This is a genomic window from Micromonospora sp. NPDC049201, from assembly GCF_055586805.1.
In genome coordinates, this window is the sequence record NZ_JBVJHM010000010.1 from 293878 (window position 1) to 317700 (window position 23823).

Consider the following 23823-nt stretch of genomic DNA (forward strand, 5'->3'; position numbering starts at 1 on the left):
GTCAGCGCACCGAGGGCTGGACGAACGGCGGCCTGGTCAGGCGCATCCGGGCCCGCCGGCCACGGATGTCCACCGTCAGCTCCTCGCCGTCGGGCAGCTTCGGGTCGGTGTCGACGAGCGCGAGCGCGATGCCGTGCTTGAGCGTCGGGCTGAACGTGCCGCTGGTGACGGTGCCGACCCGGCGGTCCCCGGCGTAGACGGCCATGCCGGGGCGCGGGATGGCCCGGTCGACGGCGGCGAGCCCGCGCAGCGTACGGGCCGGTCCGGCGGCCTTCTCGGCGCGCAGCACGTCCCGGCCCCAGAAGGCCGGCTTGTCCCAGCCCACCGCCCAGCCGGAGCGGCCCTGCACCGGGGTGATCTCCAGGGACAGGTCCTGCCCGTGCAGCGGGTACCCCATCTCGGTGCGCAGCGTGTCCCGGGCGGCCAGCCCGCACGCCCGCACGTCGTCGCCCGCGGCGAAGATCGCGTCCCAGACGGCGACCGCGTGCTCGGCGGGCACGACCAGCTCGTAGCCCAGCTCACCGGTGTAGCCGGTGCGGCAGACGGTCAGCTCGACGCCGGCCGACGTGGCGGTGGAGAAGCTCATGTAGTCGTGGGCGGTGGGCAGGCCGAGCGCGTCGAGCAGCGCCGCCGAGCCCGGTCCCTGGACCGCGAGCACCGCGTACGCCTCGTGCTCGTCGGTGACGGTCACGTCGGCCGGCGCGGCGGCGCGCAGCCGGCGGGCCACCTCGGCGGTGTTCGCCGCGTTGGGCACCAGGAAGACGTGGTCGTCGGCGTGCAGGTAGGCGATGATGTCGTCCACCACGCCGCCGGTGGCGTCGTCGCAGCAGAGCGTGTACTGCGCCTGGCCGGGCGTGATCCGGCCGAGGTCGTTGCTGAGGCAGGCGTTGACGAAGTCGGCCGCGCCGGGCCCGGTGATCCGGACCTTGCCCAGGTGCGAGACGTCGAAGACGCCCACAGCGGTCCGTACGGCGGTGTGTTCCCTGAGCACGCCGCCGCCGGCGTACTCGAGCGGCATCTGCCAGCCGCCGAAGGGGGCGAACTTCGCGCCGAGCGCGGTGTGTCGCTCGTGCAGCGGGGAACGGCGCAGCCGGGTCTCGGCAGCGTCGGAGGTCACCTCGGTCATGGTGGCAACTTACCGGCCGGGACCCCTGTGGTTAGCATCGGCGGATCCCGTCGGTACGCATCGGCGGGACAGCCACGCATCCGGCGGGTAGGTTGCCGCCGGAGAGACCTTCATCGCCGGTACGCGACGACGCGGCCGGCCCGGCCCGCCCGGAGTAGCTTTCGTGACATCGCCCCGCACCACCCTCAGCCTGGTCGACACCGACCCCGCCGAACTTCCCGTCGACGCGATCGTGATCGGCGTGCACAGCCAGCCGAACGGACCGGGCGACGGCGCACCCGCCGGTGCCCTGTTGCTGGCCAGCGGCGCGGAGAGCATCGCCGCCGCGTTCGACGGAAAGCTGACCGAGACGCTGGCCCTGCTCGGCGCGACCGGTGGCCCCGGCGAGGTGATCAAGCTGGCCACGCTCGGCACGGTGACCGCCCCGGTGGTCGCCGCCGTCGGGCTGGGCCCGGAGCCCGCCGGCGCCGCGCCCGCCCCCGAGTCCCTGCGCCGGGCCGCCGGCGCGGCGGTCCGGGCGCTGGCCGGCGCGGCCCGCGTCGCCCTCGCCCTGCCGCTGCCGGACGACGCCGACGCGCCGGCCGCGCTGCGCGCGGTCGCCGAGGGCGCGCTGCTCGGCGGCTACCGGTTCGCCGGCTACAAGACGAAGCCGCAGCCGGCCCGGCGCGAGCCGGTGTCCGAGCTGCTGGTCGCGGTGCCGGACGCGGCCGACGCGACCGCCCTGGCCGAGGTCGAGCGCGCGCAGACGGTGGCCGGCGCGGTGCGGACCAGCCGGGACTGGGTCAACACCGCCCCGAACGAGCTGCGCCCGCCGGCGTTCGCCGACGCCGTGGCGACCGCCGCCCGGGAGGCCGGGCTGGACGTCGAGGTGCTCGACGAGGCGGCGCTGGCGGCCGGCGGGTACGGCGGCATCCTCGCCGTCGGCCAGGGCTCCGAGGCGCCGCCGCGGCTGGTGAAGCTCACCTGGACGCCGCCCGGCGGCGGTACCGGCAAGCGGGTCGCGCTGGTCGGCAAGGGCATCACGTTCGACACCGGCGGCATCTCGATCAAGCCGGCGCAGGGCATGTGGGAGATGAAGTCGGACATGGCCGGCGCGGCGGCGGTCGGCGCGGCCATGCTGGCGGTGGCGGCGCTCAAGCCGAACGTGACGGTCACCGCCTACCTGCCGATGGCGGAGAACATGCCGTCGGGCGCCAGCTACCGGCCGGGCGATGTGATCAGCATGTTCAACGGCAAGAAGGTGGAGGTGCTCAACACCGACGCCGAGGGCCGGATGATCCTGGCCGACGCGATGGCCCGGGCCTGCTCCGACGGTGCCGACTACCTGTTCGAGACCTCGACGCTGACCGGTGGCCAGGTGATCGCGCTGGGCAAGCGGATCGCCGGCGTGATGGGCAGCCCGGAGCTGTGCGAGCGGGTCCGGGTGGCCGGTGACGCGACGGGCGAGCCGGCCTGGCCGATGCCGCTGCCGGACGACGTGCGCAAGGGCATGGAGTCCGACGTCGCGGACATCTCCCAGGTCAACGCCGGGATGGACCGCGCCGGTCACATGCTCCAGGGCGGGGTGTTCCTGCGGGAGTTCGTCACCGACGACGTGGCCTGGGCGCACATCGACATCGCCGGTCCCAGCTACCACTCGGGCGAGGCCACCGGCTACTGGGCCAAGGGCGGCACCGGCGTGCCGGTCCGCACCCTGCTCCACCTGGTCGACGACGTGGCCGCCAACGGCTGAGGCGTGCAAGGAGGGGCCCCCTGTTAACGCATTCCGCATAACAGGGGGCCCCTCTTAACACCTGCGGCCCGAGGCGCTCAGAACAGCTCGGGACGGCGCTTGCGGCGCTCGTTGTAGTCGCGCATGCGCTGGGGGTAGCCCATCAGCCTCACGTCGTAGATCGGGATGGCGGTCCGGTGCGCCCAACGCCTGGCGTCCTCCGGGCTGCCGACCCGCCGCCGGGTCCACTCGCCGTCGTCGGCGATCAGCATGACGGTGGTCTCGGTGACCGTCGTCCGTGGCTCCAGGAACGCCTCGACGCCCCGTCGGGTTCGGACGAAGTTCTCGAGATGGTCCAGATCGGCGCGCTCGGCGGCACGGTCACGGCTCACCGCGGCCACCCGCTTGCGTCGTCGGAACAGCGCCACCGGACTCACTCCTCCCCCGGACGTCATCGAAGACGGTGCCAAGGGTACGTGCCGCCGACGTGTCGTTGGGCACCTCGGTACGCGCTCGGGCCGGGGTGGTGACAAGATGACCGAGGTGGGGTGTACCTGTTACTCCGCCGTAACCCCCGATGCAGCGACGCGACCTGGGAGTTGGATGTGAGCGAGCCGAACGACACGACCTTCGACATCGTCATCCTCGGAGGTGGTAGCGGCGGCTACGCGGCGGCGCTGCGTGCCGCCCAGCTGGATCTCTCCGTCGCGCTCATCGAGAAGGGCAAGCTCGGCGGCACCTGCCTGCACAACGGCTGCATCCCGACCAAGGCGCTGCTGCACGCCGCCGAGATCGCCGACCAGACCCGCGAGTCCGAGCAGTTCGGCGTGAAGGCCGAGCTGGTCGGCATCGACATGGCGGCGGTCAACTCGTACAAGGACGGCGTGATCTCCCGCCTCTACAAGGGCCTCCAGGGCCTGGTGGGCAGCGCCAAGAAGATCACCTTCGTGGCCGGCGCCGGCAAGCTGGTCGGCAAGAACGTGGTCGAGGTGGACGGCAAGCGCTACACCGGCCGCAACGTGATCCTGGCCTCCGGCTCGTACGCGAAGAGCCTGCCCGGCCTGGAGGTCGACGGCGAGCGGATCATCACCAGCGACCACGCGCTCACCCTGGACCGCGTCCCGTCGTCGGCGATCGTGCTCGGCGGCGGCGTGATCGGCGTCGAGTTCGCCAGCGTCTGGAAGTCCTTCGGCGTGGACGTGACAATCGTCGAGGCGCTGCCCCGGCTGGTCGCCGCCGAGGACGAGGAGTCGTCGAAGGCGCTGGAGCGCGCGTTCCGCAAGCGGAAGATCAACTTCAAGGTCGGCAAGCCGTTCGAGAAGGTCGAGAAGACCGACAACGGCGTCAAGCTGACCATCCAGGGCGGCGACACGGTCGAGGCCGAGCTGCTGCTGGTCGCCGTCGGTCGCGGCCCGACCACCGCCAACCTCGGCTACGAGGAGCAGGGCGTCAAGATGGACCGCGGCTACGTGCTGACCGACGAGCGGCTGCGCACCAGCGTGCCGAACGTCTACGCGGTCGGCGACATCGTGCCCGGCCTCCAGCTCGCGCACCGCGGTTTCCAGCAGGGCATCTTCGTCGCCGAGGAGATCGCCGGGAAGACCCCCGCCGTGATCGACGAGGCCGGCATCCCGCGCGTCACCTACTGCGACCCGGAGCTGGCGTCGGTCGGCCTGACCGAGGCGAAGGCCAAGGAGCAGTACGGCGCCGACAAGGTCAAGACCTACAACTACAACCTGGGCGGCAACGGCAAGAGCCAGATCCTCAAGACTGCCGGCCACGTGAAGCTGGTCCGGGTGGACGACGGCCCGGTGGTCGGCGTGCACATGGTCGGCGCCCGGGTCGGCGAGCTGATCGGCGAGGCCCAGCTCATCTACAACTGGGAGGCCTACCCGGCCGAGGTGGCGCAGCTGGTGCACGCCCACCCGACCCAGAACGAGGCCCTGGGCGAGGCGCACCTGGCCCTGGCCGGCAAGCCGCTGCACGCGCACGCCTGACACGACAACCGCGGCGTCCGGCGACGGGCGATGATCCCACCAGGGGAATGAAGGAGTCTGGAGAACATGCCGGTATCGGTCACCATGCCCCGGCTCGGCGAGAGCGTCACCGAGGGCACCGTCACGCGCTGGCTCAAGCAGGAGGGTGACACCGTCGAGGTCGACGAGCCCCTGCTCGAGGTGTCGACCGACAAGGTCGACACCGAGATCCCGTCCCCCGCGGCGGGCGTGCTGAGCCGGATCGTCGTCGGCGAGGACGAGACCGCCGAGGTCGGCAGCGAGCTGGCGGTCATCGCCGGCGAGGGCGAGGACGCGGGCAGCGCCCCGAAGGAGGAGGTCGAGCCGGCCACCGAGCCGACCGCCGCCGCCGAGGGCACCGGCCCCGAGCCGGAGCAGGCCGCGCAGGCCGCCGCGGAGCCCGGGGCCGAAGCCGAGCAGCCGGCCGTCGAGGAGCCGGCCCAGCCCGCCGCGTCGTCCGGCGAGGGCACCCCGGTGACCATGCCGGCCCTGGGCGAGAGCGTCACCGAGGGTACGGTGACGCGCTGGCTCAAGCAGGTCGGCGAGACCGTCGAGGTGGACGAGCCGCTGCTGGAGGTCTCCACCGACAAGGTGGACACCGAGATCCCGTCGCCGGTCGCCGGCACCGTGCTGGAGATCAAGGTCGCCGAGGACGAGACCGCCGAGGTCGGCGGCGTGCTCGCGATCGTCGGGGCGGCCGGCGCGGCGCCGGCCGAGCCGAAGGCCGAGCCCAAGCCCGAGCCCAAGGCGGAGGCGAAGCCCGAGCCGAAGCCGGAGCCCAAGGCCGAGCCGAAGCCCGAGCCGAAGGTCGAGGAGCCGACCCCGGGCGTGTCCTACAACGAGCCGTCCGCCGAGGCGGAGCAGGCCGCCGAGCCGGCCAAGGCGGAGCAGGCCGCCCAGCCGGCCGCGCCGACCGCCACGCCGCAGCGCCCGAGCGCCCCGGCCCAGGGCGGCGGCGAGGAGGCCGCCGGCTACGTGACGCCGCTGGTCCGCAAGCTCGCCGCCGAGCACGGCGTCGACCTGGGCTCGGTCAACGGCACCGGCGTGGGTGGCCGGATCCGCAAGCAGGACGTGCTGGAGGCGGCCGAGAAGGCGAAGGCCGCCAAGGCTCAGCCGGCCGCCGCCGAGCAGCAGCCCGCCGCGAAGGCCCCGGCCCAGCCGGCCGCCAAGCCGCAGCCGAGCGCCAAGCGGGGCACCACGGAGAAGCTGCCGCGGATCCGGGCGACCATCGCCAAGCGGATGCAGCAGTCGCTGCACGAGACGGCGCAGCTCACCACCGTCGTCGAGGTCGACGTCACCAAGGTCGCCAAGCTGCGGGCCCGGGCCAAGGAGTCGTTCCAGGCCCGGCACGGCGTGAAGCTCTCCTTCCTGCCGTTCTTCGCGCTCGCCGCCATCGAGGCGCTCCAGACGTACCCGATCATCCAGGCCAGCATGGACCTGGACGGCGGCACCATCACCTACCCGGCCGCCGAGCACCTCGGCATCGCCGTGGACACCGAGCGCGGGCTGCTCGTGCCGGTCATCCACAACGCCGGTGACCTCAACATGGGCGGCATCGCCAAGCGGATCGCCGACCTGGCCGAGCGCACCCGGTCCAACAAGATCACTCCGGACGAGATGGCCGGGGCGACCTTCACGCTGACCAACACCGGCAGCCGGGGCGCGCTCTTCGACACCCCGATCGTGCCGTCGCCGCAGTCGGCGATGCTCGGCACGGGCGCGGTGGTGAAGCGCCCGGTCGTGGTCAACGACCCGGAGCTGGGCGAGGTCATCGCGGTCCGGTCGATGGTCTACCTGGCCATGTCGTACGACCACCGGCTGATCGACGGCGCGGACGCCGCCCGCTTCCTGACCACGGTCAAGGAGCGGCTGGAGGCCGGCAACTTCGAGGCCGAACTGGGTCTCTGACGCCCGAGACGACAGGGGTACGCGGCACCGGCCGCGTACCCCTTCGTTGTTTCCGCCCCGGCGCGGACCGCACGCTGACAGACTCGGCCGGTGGGCGGGTACGGGTGGCGGGGGCGCCTCGGGCCGGCGGTGCCGGTGGCTCCGGGCGCCCGGGTGGACCGGTTCGAGATCTTCTTCGACCTGGTCTTCGTCTTCTCGTTCTTCATCATCACCCGGGCCACCGCGCTCCAGGTGACCGGCGGCTCGCTGCTGCACGCGCTGCTGGTGCTCGCCGTGCTGTGGTGGTCGTGGGTGGTGCACAGCGTGGTCGCCACCCGGGTCCGGCTCGGCGAGGGCTTCGTCCCGGTGCTCATGACGGTCGGCATGGCGGCGCTGTTCACGTTCGCGTTGTCGCTGCCGAACGCGTTCCGCGACCCGCGCGGCAACGCTGCCGGACCGATCGTCGCGGCGGTCAGCTACACCGTGCTGCGCCTGGTCCACCTCCTGCTCTACCTGCACGTGGTGCGGGACAGCCCGAACGAGCGCCGGCAGTTGATCCGGTTCGCCCCGGAGGTGGTGGGCAGCACGCTGTTGCTGCTGGTCGCCGCGCTGGTGCCGCCGAAGATCGACGGCCTCGCCTCGGCGTCGGTGGCCCGCGACGGGCTGTGGATCACGGTCGTGCTGCTCCAGTACGGCACCGGCATGCTGGCCGGCACCTGGGGCTGGGGCGTCGTCTCGGCCGAGCACTGGGCCGAGCGGTACGACCTCATCCTGATCATCGCGCTGGGCGAGTCGGTCATCTCGGTCGGCGTGGGCAGCAACCTGCTCGGGCAGCCACCCACCTGGCCGGCCGTGGCGGCGGCGGTGCTCGGCATCTTCTTCACCGCGGCCCTCTGGTGGGCGCACTACGACATGGTCGGGCCGGCCGCCCGGATCGCTCTGCACGCCGCCCGGGACGGGCCCCGGGTGGCGATGGCCCGGGACGCGTACGCGTACCTGTTCCTGCCGATGATCGCCGGCATCATCCTGTTCGCGCTCGGCGCCGAGATGATCGTGCACGGCATCGCCGACCCGCGGGTGCCGCCGAGCGCGCCCGCGCACTTTCCGGCCGTCCCGCTGCTCTTCGGCGGCGTGGCCTGCTACCTCTGCGGCAACATGCTGTTCCAGGCGCGGACGTTGCGCACGCTGAGCTGGACCCGGGTCGCGGCGGTGCTGCTGCTCGGCGCGACGGTCCCGGTCGCGCAGTGGGCGCCGGGCCTGGTCGCGATGGCGCTGCTGACCGTCATCACGGTGGGCATGGTGGCGACCGAGGTGATCGTCTTCGACGAGGGCCGGCGGGCGCTGCGGAAGCTCGTCTTCGAGGAACGGACCAGCCACGAGGCGCACGAGGCGGCCTGGCGGGCCCGCTGGCACGAGCAGCCCGACCAGGGTGAGCGACTCGGCGGTTGAACCGTTTCCGGGCGGCCTGCGTGTCACCGCTCGGCCCCACCATGGGGCCTTGACGCGAGGAACGGGGACCCGCATGACCATCGACACCGTCCACGCCGGCGCGGCCGGCACCTGGCGGCTCGGCGACCTGACCGTCAACCGGATCGGCCTCGGCGCGATGCGGCTGACCGCGAACGCCGACGGCGGCCCGAGCGACCGGGACCGGGCCGTCGCCGTGCTGCGCCGCGCGGTCGAGCTGGGCGTCAACCACATCGACACGGCCGCGTTCTACTTCTCGCCGTTGCGCTCGGCCAACGAGCTGATCAACCGGGCGCTGTCGCCGTACCCGGAGGATCTGGTCATCGTGACCAAGGTCGGACCGGGCAAGGACCCGTCCGGCGAGTGGCTGCCGGCGGCCCGGCCGGAGCAGCTTCGCGGGCAGGTCGAGGAGAACCTGCGCCAGCTCGGCCGGGACCACCTGGACGTGGTGAACCTGCGGGTGCACGGGCCGGAGCCGCTGGCCGAGCACTTCGGCGCGCTCACCGAACTGGTCGACGCGGGGCTGATCCGGCACCTCGGCGTCTCGGCGGTACGCCGGCACCAGGTCGCCGAGGCGCGCACGATCGCCCCGGTGGTCTGCGTGCAGAACTCGTACGGCCTCGGCTACCGCCGGATCCACGACGAGCTGATCCGGGACTGCGCCGCCCACGGCACCGCGTTCGTGCCGTTCTTCTCGCTCGCCACCAGCGGGCGGGAGGCCGGGGCCACCGGCGAGGAGCATCCGGAGGTGCTCGCGGTCGCGCGGGAGCACGGCGTCACCGCCGCCCAGGTCCGGCTGGCCTGGACGCTGGCCCGGGGCCCGAACGTGCTCGCCATCCCGGGCACCGGCGACCCGGCGCACCTGGCGCAGAACGTCGCGGCCGGCGCGCTCCGCCTCTCCGCCGCCGACCTGGCGCGGCTCGACGCGGTCTGAGGTGTGTGAGAAGGGGCCCCTTCTCTACCGGATGCGTTAAGCAGGGGCCCCTCCTTTCACCTTCGGCCCTGGGCAGAAGGGGGCGGCGAGGGGCAGCGGGGGCGGCGGGGGGGCCGGAGACTGGGGGGATGGCGATCTTCTCCGTACAGGCCCGGCCCACGGGCGGGGCGAGCTGGGGTGAGCTGGCCCGCACCGTCGAGGCCGCCGGCTTCGACGCGCTGCTGGCCGCCGACCATCCGGGTTTCGGCCCGGCCCCGTTCGTGGCGCTGGCCGCCGCCGCGGCGGTGACCGGCACGCTGGGCCTCGGCTCGTACGTGTCGAACGCCGGGGTCCGGGAGCCGATGCTGCTCGCGGCCGATGTGGCCACTCTGGACGTGGTCTCCGGCGGCCGGGCGCGGCTCGGCCTGGGCGCCGGGCACACGCCGGGTGAGTGGCGGGCGGTCGGGCGCGAGCGCCCCGACGTCGCCGGGCGGGTCCGCCGCTGCCTGGCGGTGGCCGGGGCGGTCCGGGCGCTGCTGGCCGGCGAGGAGGTCACCGTCGACACGCCGGAGCTGGCCGCGTACGCCGCCCGCCTCGACGATCCGCGGCCGGTCCAGGACCGGGTCCCGCTCACCCTGGGCACGGCCAACTCCACGTTGCTGCGGTGGGCCGGCGCGCACGCCGACGTGGTCGGCCTGACCGGCTTCGGGCGCACGCTGCCGGACGGCCACCGGCACGAGGCCCGGTGGCGGGCCGACCAGATCGAGGCGCAGCTCGCCCACGTGGCGGCCGGCGCTTCCGGTCGGGACACGCCGCCGGCCCTGGAGGCGCTGGTCCAGCACGTCGCCGTCACCGACGACGCCGAGGCCAGCGCGGCGCCGACGGCCGCGCGCCTCGGACTCACCGTCACCGAACTTCTGGCCACCCCGTTCGTGCTGATCGGCACCGCCGACGAGATCGTCGCGGCGGTGGCCGGGCACCGCCGCCGCTGGGGCGTCACCCGCTTCGTGGTACGCGCCGGCGCGGTCGACGCGCTCGCGCCGCTCCTGCCCCGGCTGGCCGAAAACGGGTCGACTTCGAGCGCACTCGAGACAGGACACTGATTCCATGACGACGACACGACGGTTGGGCCGCAGCGGCATCGAGGTCAGCGCGATCGGCATGGGCTGCTGGGCGATCGGCGGCCCGCTCTGGGCGGGCACCCAGCCCCTGGGCTGGGGCGAGGTGGACGACGACGAGTCGATCCGTACCATCCACCGGGCGCTGGAGCTGGGCGCGACCCTCTTCGACACCTCCAGCAACTACGGGGCCGGGCACAGCGAGCGGGTGCTCGGCCGGGCGCTCGCCGGCCGCCGGGACCGGGCGGTGATCGCCACCAAGTTCGGTTACCCCACGGACGAGGCGACCCGACAGGCCACCGGCGAGGACGGCAGCCCGGGGTACGCGCGGCGCAGCCTGGAGGGCTCGCTGCGCCGGCTCGGCACCGACCACGTCGACCTCTACCAGCTGCACCTGGGCGGCCTGCCGGTGCCGCAGGCGCTGGATCTGGTCGAGACGCTGGAGGAGCTGGTCGGTGCGGGGAAGATCCGGGCGTACGGCTGGAGCACCGACGACCCCGCCTCGGCGCGGGCGTTCGCCGAGGCCGGCCCGCACTGCGCGGCGATCCAGCACGACCAGTCGGTGCTGCGGGACAACGCCGAGATGCTCGCGGTCTGTGCGGAGTTCGACCTGGCCAGCCTGAACCGCGGCCCGCTGGCGATGGGCCTGCTCACCGCCAAGTACCAGGACGCGCCGACCGCCCGTGGCGGCGACGACGTGCGCGGGGTGGCGCCCGAGTGGCTGGACTGGTTCAGCGACGGCGTCCCGCGCGCCGAGTGGGCCGACCGGGTGGCCCGGGTCCGGGAGGCGCTCACCGCCGACGGTCGTACGCTCGCCCAGGGCGCGCTGGGCTGGCTGCTCGCCCGCAGCCCGCAGACGCTGCCGATCCCCGGCTGCCGGACCGTCGACCAGGCCGGGGAGAACCTCGGCGCGCTGGCGCACGGGCCGCTGCCGGAGGCCGCGTTCGCCGAGGTGGAGCGCCTCCTCGCCGACCTGCGCGGCACCCCGGCGACCGCGTGAGTTCGGCAGGGTGACGAGTGCGCGCGGGCCGCTCCGGGCCGGGCGTGTCGCGGACGGGAGACATGTCTCGGCGAATGCGGTATGCCTCAGCGTCATAATTATGACGCTGAGGCATACCGCTGCCGAGGCGTCTCGGCTTCGGGCGCGACCCGCCCGTGCGACGCCGCGCCGCGCGGCAGGCGTGACGCGTGAGTGATTTCGCTCCACGCATCCGGATCGCGTCGCGTAGCCGAAGATGTGAGCATGCGGATCCTCATGGCCGGCGTGTCCGGCTTCCTCGGCACCCGACTTGTCGACCGGCTCGGCGCGGACGGGCACCAGGTCACCCGCCTGGTCCGCCGGCCGCCGCGCACCCCGGACGAGCGGCAGTGGAATCCCTCCGCCGCGCAGCTCGACCCGCAACTGGTCGCGGACGCCGACGCGGTGGTGAACCTGGCCGGCGCGGGGGTGGGTGACAAGCGCTGGAACGACGACTACAAGAAGCTGATCCGGACCAGCCGGGTGGACAGCACCTCCACGCTCGCCATCACGATCGCCGGCCTGCCCGCCGCGGACCGGCCGGCGGTGCTGCTGAACTCCTCCGCGGTCGGCTGGTACGGCAACACCGGGGACCGCACGGTGGAGGAGGACGCGCCGGCCGGCGAGGGGTTCCTCGCCGACGTCTGCCGCGTCTGGGAGGCGGCGACCCGGCCGGCCGAGGACGCCGGCGTTCGGGTGGTGCGGTTGCGGACCGGGCTGCCGCTGCACCGCGACGGCGGCCTGCTCAAGCCGCAGCTCCTGCCGTTCCGGCTGGGCGTCGGCGGCAAGCTGGGCAACGGCCGGCAGTGGCTGCCGTGGATCTCGATGCCGGACTGGCTGGACGCGACCGCGTTCCTGCTGGCCCGCGACGACGTGGCCGGCCCGGTGAACGTGGTCGGCCCGGCGCCGGTCACCAACGCCGAGTTCACCCGGGAGCTGGCCCGCCAGTTGCACCGGCCGGCGATCATGCCGATCCCGGCGCTGGCGTTGCAGGTCGCGCTCGGCGGGTTCGCGCACGAGGCGCTCACCAGCACCCGGGTGCTGCCGGGCGTGCTCGGCAAGGCGGGCTTCACCTGGACCCACCCGGATCTGCCGGGCGCGCTGCGCGCCGCCCTCGCCGGGTGAGCCGGCGGGGACGGCGCGGCGCGGGGCGGTCGGGTCAGCAGCCGATGACCCAGTAGCCGGGCCCGGTCTGCTTCAGCGCGGTGGTGTAGAACGTGTTGTAGAGGCCCATCCGCTGGCCGCTGCCGAGCGCGTAGGCGTACCCGCCGGACTGGTAGGCCCGGCCGGCGGTGACGTGCGCGTAGTTGCTGGCGGTGACGCAGACCGGCGCGGTGGTCGGCGTCGGCGAGGCGGTCGGGGTGGGCGACGCGGTCGGGGTGGGCGAGGCGGTCGCGGTCGCCGTCGGGGTCGGGCTCGGCGTGCCGCCGCCGCCCAGACCGAAGAAGAGCGCGTCACGGTACGTCGAGCAGATGGTGTCCAGGAAGTACGCCCCGGCGGTGCCGCACTGGTCCGCCGCCGAGCCCGGGTCGACCGGGGTGCCGTGGCCCATGCCGGAGACCCGGTAGACGCGGACCTGGTCGCTGCCGTAGACCTCCAGGCTGGCGCCGCCCGGCAGCGACGAGGTGCTGGTCGGGGTCGCCGCCACGCCGAGCACGTTGGTCCACTGGTCCCGCGACTCGGTCGCGTTGGCCACGTTGACCGTGTAGTCGCTGGTGCCGTGCCAGACGGCCACCCGGGGCCGCTTGCCGGCGTAGCCCGGGTACGCGTTGCGGACCAGGTCGCCCCACTGCGCCGGGGTCTTGTCCACGCCCGGGTTCATGCAGCTGTACGCGCTCGTGGTGCTGGTGGCGCAGCGGTACGGGAGGCCGGCGATGATCGACCCGGCGGCGAACACGTCCGGGTAGGTGGCGAGCATGACGGCGCTCATCGCGGCGCCGGCGGAGAGCCCGCTGACGTAGACGCGGCCGGCGTCGGTGCCGTAGGTGGTCCTCGCGTAGTCGACCATCTGCTTGACCGAGAGCGCCTCGCCCTGGCCCCGGGCGGTGTCGCCGGTCTCGAACCAGTTGAAGCAGGAGTTGGCGTTGTTGCCGGCCGGCTGCTGCGGCACGATCAGCGCGAACTTCCACTGGTCGGCGTACTTCTGCCAGCCGGAGTTGGTGAAGTAGGTCGAGGCGTTCTGGGTGCAGCCGTGCAGCAGCACCACGGCCGGCGCGTTGCCGGGCAGGCCGTCCGGCCGGTAGGCGTACATGGCCAGGTTGCCGGGGTTGGAGCCGAAGCCGGTGACCTGGGTCAGCGCGGCGGCCTGCGCGGGCAGCGCGGCGGTCAGGACGCCGGCCGCGGCCAGCACGACCCCGGCCGCCGCCCCGACGAGGCGGGTGATGAGGGATGAGGAGCGGGACACGGGGACCTCCCGATCATGGAATGTGAACTGGGTCACTCTCCGAGTTGCCGGAACGTTACGTCCGTGTTTCATCGACGGGAATGGCTGTCGGTCACACATTCACCGTCCGGGCGGTGTGCCCGGGTCCGGTTGGTAACGTCCGCTGCGTGCCGTCCTCCCCGGTCGCCGACCCGCCGCCCGCCACCGCCGCCCGCGACCGGGGCGCCGACCTGCTGGTGACACTCGCCGCGGTCGCGCTGGCACTCTGGGTGACCAGCGGGATGTGGCGGGACCCGAACACCCGCACGATCACCGTCAACTCCAGCGACCAGGCGCTGTTCGAGTGGCTGCTGGCGTTCGGCGGGCACGCGCTGACCCACGGCGAGAACCCGCTCTTCACCCACCTGATCAACGTCCCGGACGGGGTGAACCTCGCGGTCAACACCTCGATCACCGTGTACGCGGCGGTCTTCGCGCCGCTGACGTACCTCGTCGGGCCGCCCGCGACGTTCCTGGTGATCCTCACGCTCAACCTGGCCGCCACGGCGGTGGCCTGGTACTGGCTGCTCAGCCGGCACCTGGTCGGCAGCCGGACGGCCGCCGGGGTGGGGGCGTTGTTCATCGCCTACTGCCCGGCGATGGTGTCGCACGCCAACGCGCACCTGAACTGGACCGCCGGCTGGCTGGTGCCGCTGCTCATCTGGGGGGTGTTCCGGCTGCGCCGGCCCGGCCGCGCGGTCACCGGCGGGATCGTGCTCGGCCTGCTGGTGGCCGTCGCGTTCTCGATCGCCGCCGAGGGGCTGTTCTTCACCGCGCTCGCGCTCGCCGTGTTCCTGCTGGTCTGGGCGCTGCACCCGGCCCGGCGCGCGGAGGCCCGGGCCGCGCTGCCCCGGATGGCGGCCGGGCTGGGGGTGACCGCGCTGGTGGCCGGCGTGCTGCTGGCGTACCCGCTGTGGCTGCACTTCGCCGGGCCGCAGCGCTTCCACGGCACCGGCTTCGACCCGCTGATCCACTCCGAGGACATCGCCGCGTACCTGTCGTACCCGCGCCGGTCGCTGGCCGGCTGGGCCGGGTTCGGCACGTCGCTGGCGCCCAACCCGACCGAGGAGAACTCGTTCTTCGGCGTGCCGCTGCTGCTGCTCGCGGTCGCCTGCTTCGCGCTGCTCTGGCGACGCGCCGACCGGGCGTTCCGGGCCACGCTGCTCGCGCTGGGCGTGACCGCGGTGGTCTTCGCGGTGCTCTCCTGGGGGCCGACGGCGAAGTGGAACGGCCGGCGCACCGACCAACTGCTGCCGTTCGGGGTGCTGGACAACCTGCCGGTGATCAACGCGGCGCTGCCGTCGCGGCTGGCGCTCGTCGTCGCGCCGGTGATCGGGCTGCTGCTGGCGTACGCGATCGACACGCTGCGCGCCCGGCCGCCCCGGCGGCGGGTGACCGGCGCGGCCTGGGTCGTCGGGTTCGTCGCCGCGCTGCTGCCGCTGCTGCCCACCCCGCTGCTGACCAGCGTCCGCGAGCCGGTCCCGGGGTTCGTCACCACCGGGGCCTGGCAGCGCTACGTCCCGCCCGACGGGGTGCTCACGCCGCTGCCGCTGACCGTCGACGTCTATCCGGACGGGCAGCGCTGGCAGGCGTACGCGCTGGCCCACCGGCAGGGCGAGTTCCGCATCCCGGCCGGCTTCTTCCTCGGCCCGGGCGGCCCGGACGGCCGGGGCCGGATCGGCCCGGTGCCGCGTACCTTCGACACGCTGATGGACCAGGCCGGGCGGACCGGGCTGGTGCCGATCATCACCGAGGGCAGCATCGAGGAGTCCCGGGCCGACCTGCGGTACTGGGGGGTGCGGGCGGTGGTGCTGGCCGACCGGGTGCACGGCGCCAAGTACGACGTCGACGAGGAGGCGCTGCGCCGCACCGCCACCGCGCTGCTCGGCCCGCCGGAACGGGTCGAGGACGTCTGGGTGTGGCGGGTGCCCGGCGCGTGACGCGACGAGCGTCACGGGTGGGCGGCCGGGCCGACGGGACTAGGCTGGACGGGTGAGCGTGACGACTTCCGGACTGACCGCCATCCTCGCCGGCCGGCTGGACTACCAGGCCGCCTGGGACGAGCAGCGCCGGCTGCACGAGGCCGTGGTGGCCGGTGAGCGGGGCGACACGGTGCTGCTGCTGGAGCACCCGAGCGTCTACACCGCGGGCAAGCGCACCGAGCCGTGGGACCGCCCGATGGACGGCACCCCGGTGGTGGACGTGGACCGCGGCGGCAAGATCACCTGGCACGGTCCGGGGCAGCTCGTCGGCTATCCGATCGTCCGTCTGCCCGACCCGGTCGACGTGGTGGCGTACGTCCGGCGCACCGAGCAGCTCCTGATCGACGTCTGCGCCGAGGTGGGGCTGACCGCCGGCCGGGTCGAGGGGCGCAGCGGCGTGTGGGTGCCGGCGGACGACCGGGGCCCGGCCCGCAAGGTGGCCGCCATCGGCATTCGGGTGGCCCGGGGCGTGACGCTGCACGGCTTCTCCATCAACTGCGACTGCGACCTGGGTTTCTTCGACCGGATCGTGCCCTGCGGCATCCGCGACGCCGGGGTCACCTCGCTCACCGCCGAGCTGGGCCGACCGGTCACGGTCGCCGACGTGCTGCCGGTGGTGGAACGGCACCTGCCCACGCTGACCCAGGTCTGACCGCTGTCACCTGCGCAGACTCCATCAATGCGGACAAAGATATAGATGACCATTGATATCTAGAGTCATAAATGCGACGCTGGGCATGGAAGCGCTCCCACTCCCATCCTATGCGCCGAAGGAGGACGTAACCGTGCGTTCCCACCACCAATCCGGACGACCGCGATCAACCGTCCGCGCGCTCGTCGTGGCGCTCGCCCTGATCGCCGGCGTCCTGGCCGTGCCCGGTGCCGCCCATGCCCACGGCACGATCGTCAGCCCGGCCACCCGCGCCTACAAGTGCTGGCAGACCTGGGGCAGCCACCACACCGACCCGGCCATGCAGCAGCAGGACCCGATGTGTTGGCAGGCGTTCCAGGCCAACGCCGACACCATGTGGAACTGGATGAGCGCGCTGCGCGACGGCCTCGGCGGGCAGTTCCAGGCCCGCACGCCCGACGGGCAGCTCTGCAGCAACGCGCTGTCCCGCAACGACAGCCTGAACCGGCCCGGGGCGTGGAAGACCACGAACATCAGCCGCAACTTCACCGTGCAGCTCTACGACCAGGCGAGCCACGGGGCGGACTACTTCAAGGTCTACGTCAGCAAGCAGGGGTTCAACCCGACCACCCAGACGCTCGGTTGGGGCAACCTCGACTACATCACGCAGACCGGCCGGTACGCGCCGTCGCAGAACATCAGCTTCAACGTCTCGACCTCCGGCTACACCGGACACCACATCCTGTTCGTCATCTGGCAGGCATCCCACCTCGACCAGGCGTACATGTGGTGCAGTGACGTCAACTTCACCTGATCGCGTACCGCACGTCGCTCCGGCCCAGGACCCCGTGTTCCTGGGCCGGAGCCGTGCCTCACGGGGTGAGGCGGTGCAGGTCGCGCGGGAAGGCGGTCACCTCCCGGACGTTCGCCGCGCCGGTCAGCCGGGCGACGAACCGCTCCAGACCGATCGCGAACCCGCCGTGCGGCGGCATGCCGTGCCGGAACGCGTCCAGATAACCGGCGTACGGCTCGACCGGCTCGCCGCGGGCCGCCAGCGCGGCCCGGTAGTCGGCGTACCGGTGCAGCCGCTGCCCGCCGGTGACCAGCTCGATACCCCGGAACAGCAGGTCGAAGCCGTTCGAGTACGCCGGCCGGGCCGGGTCCGGGTGGGTGTAGAAGAGGCGCTTCGCCATCGGGTAGCCGGTGACGAACAGGAAGTCGCTGCCGTGCTCGGCCCGGGCCCACTCCCCCAGCGCCCGCTCGTGCGCGGGGGCCAGGTCCGGCTCGTCGGCCGGCGCCCCGGCGATCGTCAGCGCGTCGGTGAAGTGCACCGCGGGAATCTCGGCGGGCACCTGCGGCACCGTCACACCGAGCGTGTCGAGCGCGCCGCCGGCCCGGTCCGCGACGCCCGCCAGCATCCCGGCGAGGGTGTCCCGCAGCACGGCCATCACGTCCCGGTGGTCGGTCACGAAGCCCAGCTCCACGTCGAGCGAGGTGTACTGGGCCAGGTGGCGCACCGTGTCGTGCGGCTCGGCGCGGAACACCGGCCCCACCTCGTACACCCGCTCGAAGACGCCCACCATGAGCTGCTTGTAGAACTGCGGCGACTGGGCCAGGTAGGCGGGCCGGCCGAACCAGTCCAGCGCGAAGACGTTCGCGCCGCTCTCGGTGGCCGAGCCGACCACCTTGGGCGTGTGCACCTCGACGAAACGCCGCCGGTCGAGCGTGGCCCGGAAGCCGGCCACCGCCGCCGCCGAGATCCGCAGCGCGGCGGACCGGGTCGGGTGGCGCAACGCGGTCGGCGCGTGGTCGAGCTGGGTGGGCAGGCTCGCGGTCAGCACCGGCCGGTACAGGTCGAACGGGGGCGGCACGGCGGGCGGGCCGAGCGGACGTACCGTCGGCTCGACGACCTCGACCCCGGCGGGCGCGGCGGGGTTCGCGACCACCGTGCCGACCACCTCGACGACGGTCTCCTCGCCGAGCGCCTCGACCTGCGCGCGCACGGCGGGCGCGGCGACCACCACCTGGGCGAGCCCGGTGGCGTCGCGGACGATCAGAAAGGCCACCGACTTGAGCAGCCGGCGGCGGTGGACCCAGCCGGCGAGCCGGACGGTCGCGCCGACCTGGGCGGGGAGTTCGGTGGACAGGATGCGTTGCACGGCGGTTACCTCCTCGATCAATCGCAACGCGATCCCCAAAGAGGTGTGGGCGAGCGGGAGCCTCGCGGTGCCACCACACCTTCGCCCCCGCCGGAGCGGGAGCCTCGTTCGTCGCCTTTTCACCGGGGCCAGCCGGGCGGGTTCTACTGGGCGCGAGTGTTAAGCGGGGGCCCCGCCTCTACCGGAGGCGTTAATAGGGGGCCCCGCCTTACACACAGCCGTTCTTCCCGCAGCTCGGGAGGGTCTTCGCGGGGCCGGCGCCAGACCGCCTTGCAGCAAAGTGGCGGCTCTCTGGGCTGGCGAATCGGTCCGCTACTCGGCTCCGTCGCAGCTCTGCCGGCACGCTAGCACCGCGACCGCCCGGTGTGACGGGGATTTTTTCGGCGTCCGTGTCCGGCGTCACAACGTTTCCGGCGTGACGGCCGTCGCCTGACGTTCATCGACCGTCGCCGACCAGCGTAGGCTCGGTTTTGTGACGATCGAGCATTCTGCGCCGACGACTCAGCAGCCCGCGTCCACCGCGACGGTCGCGCCCGAGGGGCGCCGCATGCTGCGGATCGAGGCGCGCAACGCCGAGACGCCGATCGAGCGCAAACCGCCGTGGATCAAGGTCAAGGCCAAGATGGGCCCGGAGTACACCGAGCTGCGCGGGCTCGTCTCCCGCGAGGGGCTGCACACGGTGTGCCAGGAGGCCGGCTGCCCCAACATCTACGAGTGCTGGGAGGACCGGGAAGCCACCTTCCTCATCGGTGGCGACCAGTGCACCCGGCGCTGCGACTTCTGTCAGATCGACACCGGCAAGCCGGCCGAGTTCGACGCCGACGAGCCGCGCCGGGTCGCCGAGTCGGTCGCCGCGATGGGTCTGCGCTACGCGACCATCACCGGCGTGGCCCGCGACGACCTGCCCGACGGCGGCGCCTGGCTCTACGCCGAGACGGTCCGGCAGATCCACGCCCTGCGGTCCGGCTGCGGCGTCGAGCTGCTGATCCCCGACTTCAACGCGGTGCCCGAGCAGCTCGCCGAGGTCTTCGGCTCGCGCCCCGAGGTGCTCGCGCACAACGTGGAGACCGTGCCGCGCATCTTCAAGCGGATCCGTCCGGCGTTCCGCTACGAGCGCTCGCTCGACGTGATCCGGCAGGCCCGGGCCGACGGCCTGGTCACCAAGAGCAACCTCATCCTCGGCATGGGCGAGGAGCGCGCCGAGGTCTCCCAGGCGCTGCGCGACCTGCACGAGGCCGGCTGCGAGCTGATCACGATCACGCAGTACCTGCGCCCCACCCCCCGGCACCACCCGGTCACCCGCTGGGTCAAGCCGGAGGAGTTCGTCGAGCTGCGCGAGGAGGCCGAGGAGATCGGCTTCGCCGGCGTGATGAGCGGCCCGCTGGTCCGCTCGTCGTACCGGGCCGGCCGCCTCTACCAGCAGGCGCTCGCCGCCCGCGAGGGGATCGCCGTCGCCGGCTGAGGCCGGCCGTCGACCGCGTCACCCACCGCCGGCCACCCGCCGGATGCCATGATCGCAGGCATGACCGCCGGGGTACGCCAGGAGCCACGCGAGGCCGACCCGGCGCGTACGCCCCGACGCCTCCCACTGCCGACGCTGCTCGCCCTGCTGATCGGCGGCGTCGGCGTCGGCTACCGGTTGGCGCTGCTGCTCGCCGACGCGCCGCCCACCAACAGCGACGAGGCGACCATGGGGCTGGCCGCCCTGCACATCGCGCGGGGCGAGGCGTTCCCGGTCTGGTTCTACGGCCAGGCGTACATGGGCACACTGGAGGCGTACCTGGCCGCGCCGCTGGTCGCGGTCGCCGGGCCGTCCGTGCTGGTGCTGCGGCTGCCCACGCTGGCGCTGTACGCGCTGTTCCTGCTGCTGTCCTGGCGGCTGACCCGCCGGCTCGGCGGCGATCGCTGGTACGCCCTGCTGGTCGTCGCCGTGCTCGCGCTCGGCGCGGACCGGGTGGTGAAGAACCAGCTCATCGCCGGTGGCGGCTACCCGGAGCTGAATCCGGCCGGGGCGGCGCTGGCGCTGCTCACGGTCGGGCTGTGCGTCGGCGGGCCGGGCGCGCGACTGCCCCGCTGGGCGGCCTGGGGGCTGGTCGCCGGGGTGCTGCTCTGGGTCGACCCGCTGATCCTGCCGTACGCGGCGACGCTCGGCGCGCTGCTGCTGGTCTGGCGACGGCGGGAACTGGCCGGCCGGGCCGGGGCGGTGCTCGCCGGCGCGCTGCTGCTGGGCGCCGCGCCGATGGTGCTGGACGGCCTGCGTCACGGTCGCAACCCGCTCACCGCGGTGCTGCGGGCCAGCGGCTCGGACGTGGCGGCGGGCTGGGCCGAGCGGCTGCACGGCGGGCTGGTTCTCGGCCCGTCGCTGGCCATGGGCTTCTGCTCCCCCGGTCACTGCGCGCCGTGGCAGCTCTGGTGGGCGGCGGTCTTCCCGGTCCTGCTGCTGGTCGCCGCGTACGCCGCCTGGCGCACGCTCCGCCGCGCGCCCGCCGTCCCGGAGCACGGGCCCTCCCCCCGTCCCCGCAGCGGCGACCCGCCGGCCGACCGGGTGTCGGCCGGGGTGCGGCTGGCGCTGCTGGCCGGCGCGGCGGCGGTGCTGGCGGCGTACGCGGTGAGCGACGCGGCCGGGCGGACACCTGTCGAGAGCAGCCGTTACCTGTCCTGCCTCGCGGTGGCCGTGCCCGCCCTGCTCTGGCCGCTGTGGCGGGCCGCCCGCCCGCTCGTCGGGCCCCGCCACCGCGCCGGACCGGCGGCGGTCCGGACCATGGCAGCCGGAGCCGTGGCGGTCGCGGTGCTGGTGGGGGTGCTCGGGACCGGCGGGGTCGCCACCGTGGACACCGTCCGGGCGGCGCCCGCCGTGCACGCCGAGGCCGACCGGCACCGGGCGCTCGTCGACATGCTCGGCGCGCTCGGGGTCCGGCACGTGCGGGGCGGCTACTGGACCTGCAACCGGATCGCGTTCGCCACCGGCGAGGACGTGGTCTGCGCCGTGGTCGACGACCGGCTGCGTCCCGGCTTCGACCGGTTGCCGGCGTACCGGCGGGCCGTCGCCGCGGACCCGGACGCGGGCTGGGTGGCCCCGGACGCCTCGCCACTTGCCGCCCTGCTCGACCGGCGGCTCGGGACCGCACCGGGCACGCTCGACGTGGTCACCGTCGACGGCTGGCGGATCTACCTGCCCCGTCGCTGACCGGGCCGCGCGGTCGCGAGGTGACCGGTCCGCACGGAACGGGTGGCCACGGATCAACCGGCCGAGCGCCGACCACTAGACTCTGCGGCATGGCAAAGCCCCAGGAGAAGGTCTCGTTCGGCCAGCGGCTGAAGCAGATCGGGATGGTGTTCAAGTTCACCGCCAAGCAGGACAAGTGGTTCGCGCCGCTGACCGCGGCGGCGGTGCTGATCCCGCTCGCGCTCACCGTGGTCGCGGTGCTCGCCTGGGGCTGGCTCTTCCTGCCCATCGGCATCCTGCTCACCCTGCTCGCCGTGTTGATCGTGCTCAACCTGCGGTCCAACAAGGCGATGATGAACGCCGCCGAGGGGCAGCCCGGCGCGGCGGCGCAGATCATGGAGAGCATGCGCGGCGACTGGCGGGTCACCCCGGCGGTCAGCTCCACCACGCAGATGGACATGGTCCACCTGGTGGTGGGCCGCCCCGGCGTGATCCTGCTGGCCGAGGGGAACGCGCAGCGCGTCCGGGGCCTGCTCGGCCAGGAGAAGCGCCGGCTGGCCAAGGTGATCGGCTCGGCCCCGCTGCACGACTACGTGATCGGTCAGGGCGAGGGCGAGCTGCCGGTCCGCAAGCTGCGGATGACGCTGATGCGGCTGCCCCGGTCCCTCTCGCCGAAGGACGTCAACGCGCTCGACAAGCGGCTCAAGGCGCTGACCGCCCGGCCGCAGATGCCCAAGGGCGCGGTCCCGAAGAACATGCGGCCGGCGCGCGGCGCGTTCCGGCAGACCCGGGGTCGCTGACGCCCGGCGTACGCGGAAAAGGAGCCGGCCCCGCGCGGGGCCGGCTCCTTTCTCGTGTGCGGTCAGCGGCGCGGCGCGTCGGTGACGACCGCGCCGGTGAGCCGGTCGTGCAGACCACGGCGGTGCTGGTCCATGATCAGGGCCGGCACGACGAGGGACAGCAGCAGGCCCCGCAGCAGCCCGCGGACCAGTCCGATCCGGCCGCCGTCGGCCCAGGCGACGCAACGCAGCCGGGTCAGGTACATGCCGGGGGTCTGGGCGAAGAGGCCGAGGAAGAAGCCGTACTCCAGGATCAGCACCAGGACCGGCGGCCACCCGTCGCGGACCGGGTCGGCGAAGGACCGGGCGACCATCAGGCAGAGCACCCAGTCGATGATCAGCGCGCCGAACCGGCGGCCGAGGCTCGGGGGCGTGAAGGCGGGATCGGTGGCGGGTGGCACCGGTGCGGCGGCGGTATCGGTCACGCGGCCAGGGTAGCGCCGCCTCGACGCCCACCGAAAAATCCGACAAGGCAGTCAAGGTCGGGCAGACCTCGCGGGCGATGACGCTCCGCTAGCGACGTAACACGGCGGAAACAGAGGAGACACGGCCGGGCAACCCCCCGGCCATAGCGTCGCCAAGAGTCAGCCACCGGAGTGGACCTGCCAGGAGGACGTGTGTTCGCCAATTCCGAGGAACTCCTGCGATACCTCAGCAACGAGGACGTGAAGTTCGTCGACGTACGTTTCTGTGACCTGCCCGGCGTGATGCAGCACTTCAACCTGCCGGTCGAGTCCTTCGACGACAGCGTCTTCACCGACGGCCTCGCGTTCGACGGCTCGTCGATCCGCGGCTTCCAGTCGATCCACGAGTCGGACATGCTCCTGCTCCCCGACGTCGCCACCGCGTTCATCGACCCGTTCCGCGCCCAGAAGACCCTCGCGCTGAACTTCTTCGTCCACGACCCGTTCACCCGCGAGGCCTACTCCCGCGACCCCCGCAACGTCGCCAAGAAGGCCGAGGCCTACCTCGCCGCCAGCGGCATCGCCGACACCGCCTACTTCGGCGCCGAAGCCGAGTTCTACATCTTCGACTCCATCCGCCACGAAACCTCCGCCCACCAGTCGTTCTACTACATCGACTCGATCGAGGGCGCCTGGAACACCGGCCGGATCGAAGAAGGCGGCAACCGCGGCTACAAGACCGCCTACAAGGGCGGCTACTTCCCCGTCCCCCCGGTCGACCACTACGCCGACCTGCGCGACTCGATCGTGCGGCGGCTCGTGGACAGCGGCTTCACCGTGGAGCGCTCGCACCACGAGGTGGGCACCGCCGGCCAGTCCGAGATCAACTACCGGTTCTCGACGCTGCTGCACGCCGCCGACCAGCTCCAGCTCTTCAAGTACATCGTGAAGAACGAGGCGTGGGC

At 73.3% G+C, this 23823-nt stretch carries 20 protein-coding genes; 15 read left to right on the forward strand and 5 right to left on the reverse strand.

Annotated features, from left to right (window positions below; genetic code table 11):
- Nucleotide 1: 1 nt before the first annotated feature.
- A complete protein-coding gene (gcvT, locus tag ACZ6O5_RS23045; RefSeq protein WP_465979887.1) occupies nt 2-1126 on the reverse strand; it encodes a glycine cleavage system aminomethyltransferase GcvT in 1125 nt (374 codons plus the stop codon).
- A 163-nt stretch (nt 1127-1289) separates the two neighbouring features.
- Between gcvT and ACZ6O5_RS23050 the strand changes: the two genes are divergently transcribed.
- Nucleotides 1290-2858 carry a leucyl aminopeptidase gene (locus ACZ6O5_RS23050; RefSeq protein ID WP_465979888.1) on the forward strand — a complete coding sequence of 523 codons (1569 nt, stop codon included), beginning with the start codon at nt 1290-1292 and terminating at the stop codon, nt 2856-2858.
- A 77-nt stretch (nt 2859-2935) separates the two neighbouring features.
- Here the strand turns inward: ACZ6O5_RS23050 and ACZ6O5_RS23055 are convergent, their stop codons facing one another.
- Entirely contained in the window at nt 2936-3265 is a 330-nt protein-coding gene (locus ACZ6O5_RS23055) for a hypothetical protein (RefSeq protein ID WP_107161658.1), read from the reverse strand.
- Nucleotides 3266-3442: 177 nt separating this feature from the next.
- Here ACZ6O5_RS23055 and lpdA point away from each other — a divergent pair, with 177 nt between their 5' ends.
- The 7 genes from lpdA (at nt 3443) to ACZ6O5_RS23090 (ending at nt 12380) form a co-directional block, all read left to right on the forward strand.
- Entirely contained in the window at nt 3443-4834 is a 1392-nt protein-coding gene (lpdA, locus tag ACZ6O5_RS23060) for a dihydrolipoyl dehydrogenase (RefSeq protein WP_396771270.1), read from the forward strand.
- A 66-nt stretch (nt 4835-4900) separates the two neighbouring features.
- Nucleotides 4901-6760, forward strand: coding sequence for a 2-oxoglutarate dehydrogenase, E2 component, dihydrolipoamide succinyltransferase (gene sucB, locus ACZ6O5_RS23065; RefSeq protein ID WP_465979889.1), 1860 nt, complete (start codon nt 4901-4903; stop codon nt 6758-6760).
- A gap of 90 nt (nt 6761-6850) precedes the next feature.
- The gene (locus ACZ6O5_RS23070; RefSeq protein ID WP_465979890.1) at nt 6851-8188 is read left to right on the forward strand and encodes a low temperature requirement protein A; all 1338 of its coding nucleotides are present in this window, start codon (nt 6851-6853) and stop codon (nt 8186-8188) included.
- 73 nt (nt 8189-8261) lie between these two features.
- Nucleotides 8262-9140 (forward strand): oxidoreductase, encoded by an 879-nt coding sequence (locus ACZ6O5_RS23075; protein ID WP_465979891.1) that lies wholly within the window; start codon nt 8262-8264, stop codon nt 9138-9140.
- A gap of 128 nt (nt 9141-9268) precedes the next feature.
- The gene (locus ACZ6O5_RS23080) at nt 9269-10222 is read left to right on the forward strand and encodes an LLM class flavin-dependent oxidoreductase (protein ID WP_465979892.1); all 954 of its coding nucleotides are present in this window, start codon (nt 9269-9271) and stop codon (nt 10220-10222) included.
- Between the two features lie 4 nt (nt 10223-10226).
- Entirely contained in the window at nt 10227-11237 is a 1011-nt protein-coding gene (locus ACZ6O5_RS23085; protein WP_465979893.1) for an aldo/keto reductase, read from the forward strand.
- Between the two features lie 243 nt (nt 11238-11480).
- Nucleotides 11481-12380, forward strand: a complete 900-nt coding sequence (locus ACZ6O5_RS23090; protein WP_465979894.1) for a TIGR01777 family oxidoreductase — start codon at nt 11481-11483, stop codon at nt 12378-12380.
- A 34-nt stretch (nt 12381-12414) separates the two neighbouring features.
- Here ACZ6O5_RS23090 and ACZ6O5_RS23095 read toward each other — a convergent pair whose 3' ends face one another.
- Nucleotides 12415-13659 carry an extracellular catalytic domain type 1 short-chain-length polyhydroxyalkanoate depolymerase gene (locus ACZ6O5_RS23095; RefSeq protein ID WP_465979895.1) on the reverse strand — a complete coding sequence of 415 codons (1245 nt, stop codon included), beginning with the start codon at nt 13657-13659 and terminating at the stop codon, nt 12415-12417.
- A gap of 146 nt (nt 13660-13805) precedes the next feature.
- On the opposite strand from ACZ6O5_RS23095, the gene ACZ6O5_RS23100 reads away from it, so the two are divergent.
- The 3 genes from ACZ6O5_RS23100 to ACZ6O5_RS23110 all read left to right on the forward strand — a co-directional run bounded on the left by ACZ6O5_RS23100 (nt 13806) and on the right by ACZ6O5_RS23110 (nt 17104).
- Nucleotides 13806-15617, forward strand: coding sequence for a DUF6311 domain-containing protein (locus ACZ6O5_RS23100; protein ID WP_465979896.1), 1812 nt, complete (start codon nt 13806-13808; stop codon nt 15615-15617).
- A 52-nt stretch (nt 15618-15669) separates the two neighbouring features.
- On the forward strand, nt 15670-16311 hold the full coding sequence (lipB, locus tag ACZ6O5_RS23105) for a lipoyl(octanoyl) transferase LipB (protein WP_281936805.1): 642 nt from the start codon (nt 15670-15672) through the stop codon (nt 16309-16311).
- 187 nt (nt 16312-16498) lie between these two features.
- Nucleotides 16499-17104, forward strand: coding sequence for a lytic polysaccharide monooxygenase auxiliary activity family 9 protein (locus tag ACZ6O5_RS23110; RefSeq protein ID WP_465979897.1), 606 nt, complete (start codon nt 16499-16501; stop codon nt 17102-17104).
- A gap of 58 nt (nt 17105-17162) precedes the next feature.
- Here ACZ6O5_RS23110 and aspS read toward each other — a convergent pair whose 3' ends face one another.
- The gene (aspS, locus tag ACZ6O5_RS23115; RefSeq protein WP_465979898.1) at nt 17163-18449 is read right to left on the reverse strand and encodes an aspartate--tRNA(Asn) ligase; all 1287 of its coding nucleotides are present in this window, start codon (nt 18447-18449) and stop codon (nt 17163-17165) included.
- Nucleotides 18450-18921: 472 nt separating this feature from the next.
- On the opposite strand from aspS, the gene lipA reads away from it, so the two are divergent.
- The 3 genes from lipA (at nt 18922) to ACZ6O5_RS23130 (ending at nt 22415) form a co-directional block, all read left to right on the forward strand.
- Nucleotides 18922-19911: a lipoyl synthase gene (gene lipA / locus ACZ6O5_RS23120; protein ID WP_357302857.1), complete on the forward strand. Its 990-nt coding sequence runs from the start codon at nt 18922-18924 to the stop codon at nt 19909-19911.
- A 60-nt stretch (nt 19912-19971) separates the two neighbouring features.
- Nucleotides 19972-21636: a DUF423 domain-containing protein gene (locus ACZ6O5_RS23125; RefSeq protein WP_465979899.1), complete on the forward strand. Its 1665-nt coding sequence runs from the start codon at nt 19972-19974 to the stop codon at nt 21634-21636.
- Nucleotides 21637-21725: 89 nt separating this feature from the next.
- Nucleotides 21726-22415, forward strand: a complete 690-nt coding sequence (locus ACZ6O5_RS23130) for a DUF4191 domain-containing protein (protein WP_281936818.1) — start codon at nt 21726-21728, stop codon at nt 22413-22415.
- 62 nt (nt 22416-22477) lie between these two features.
- On the opposite strand, the gene ACZ6O5_RS23135 is transcribed toward ACZ6O5_RS23130, so the two are convergent.
- The gene (locus tag ACZ6O5_RS23135; protein ID WP_405090625.1) at nt 22478-22879 is read right to left on the reverse strand and encodes an RDD family protein; all 402 of its coding nucleotides are present in this window, start codon (nt 22877-22879) and stop codon (nt 22478-22480) included.
- Between the two features lie 192 nt (nt 22880-23071).
- Between ACZ6O5_RS23135 and ACZ6O5_RS23140 the strand changes: the two genes are divergently transcribed.
- Nucleotides 23072-23823, forward strand: a 752-nt coding sequence (locus ACZ6O5_RS23140) for a glutamine synthetase beta-grasp domain-containing protein (protein WP_465979900.1), incomplete at its 3' end; no start/stop codon positions are given.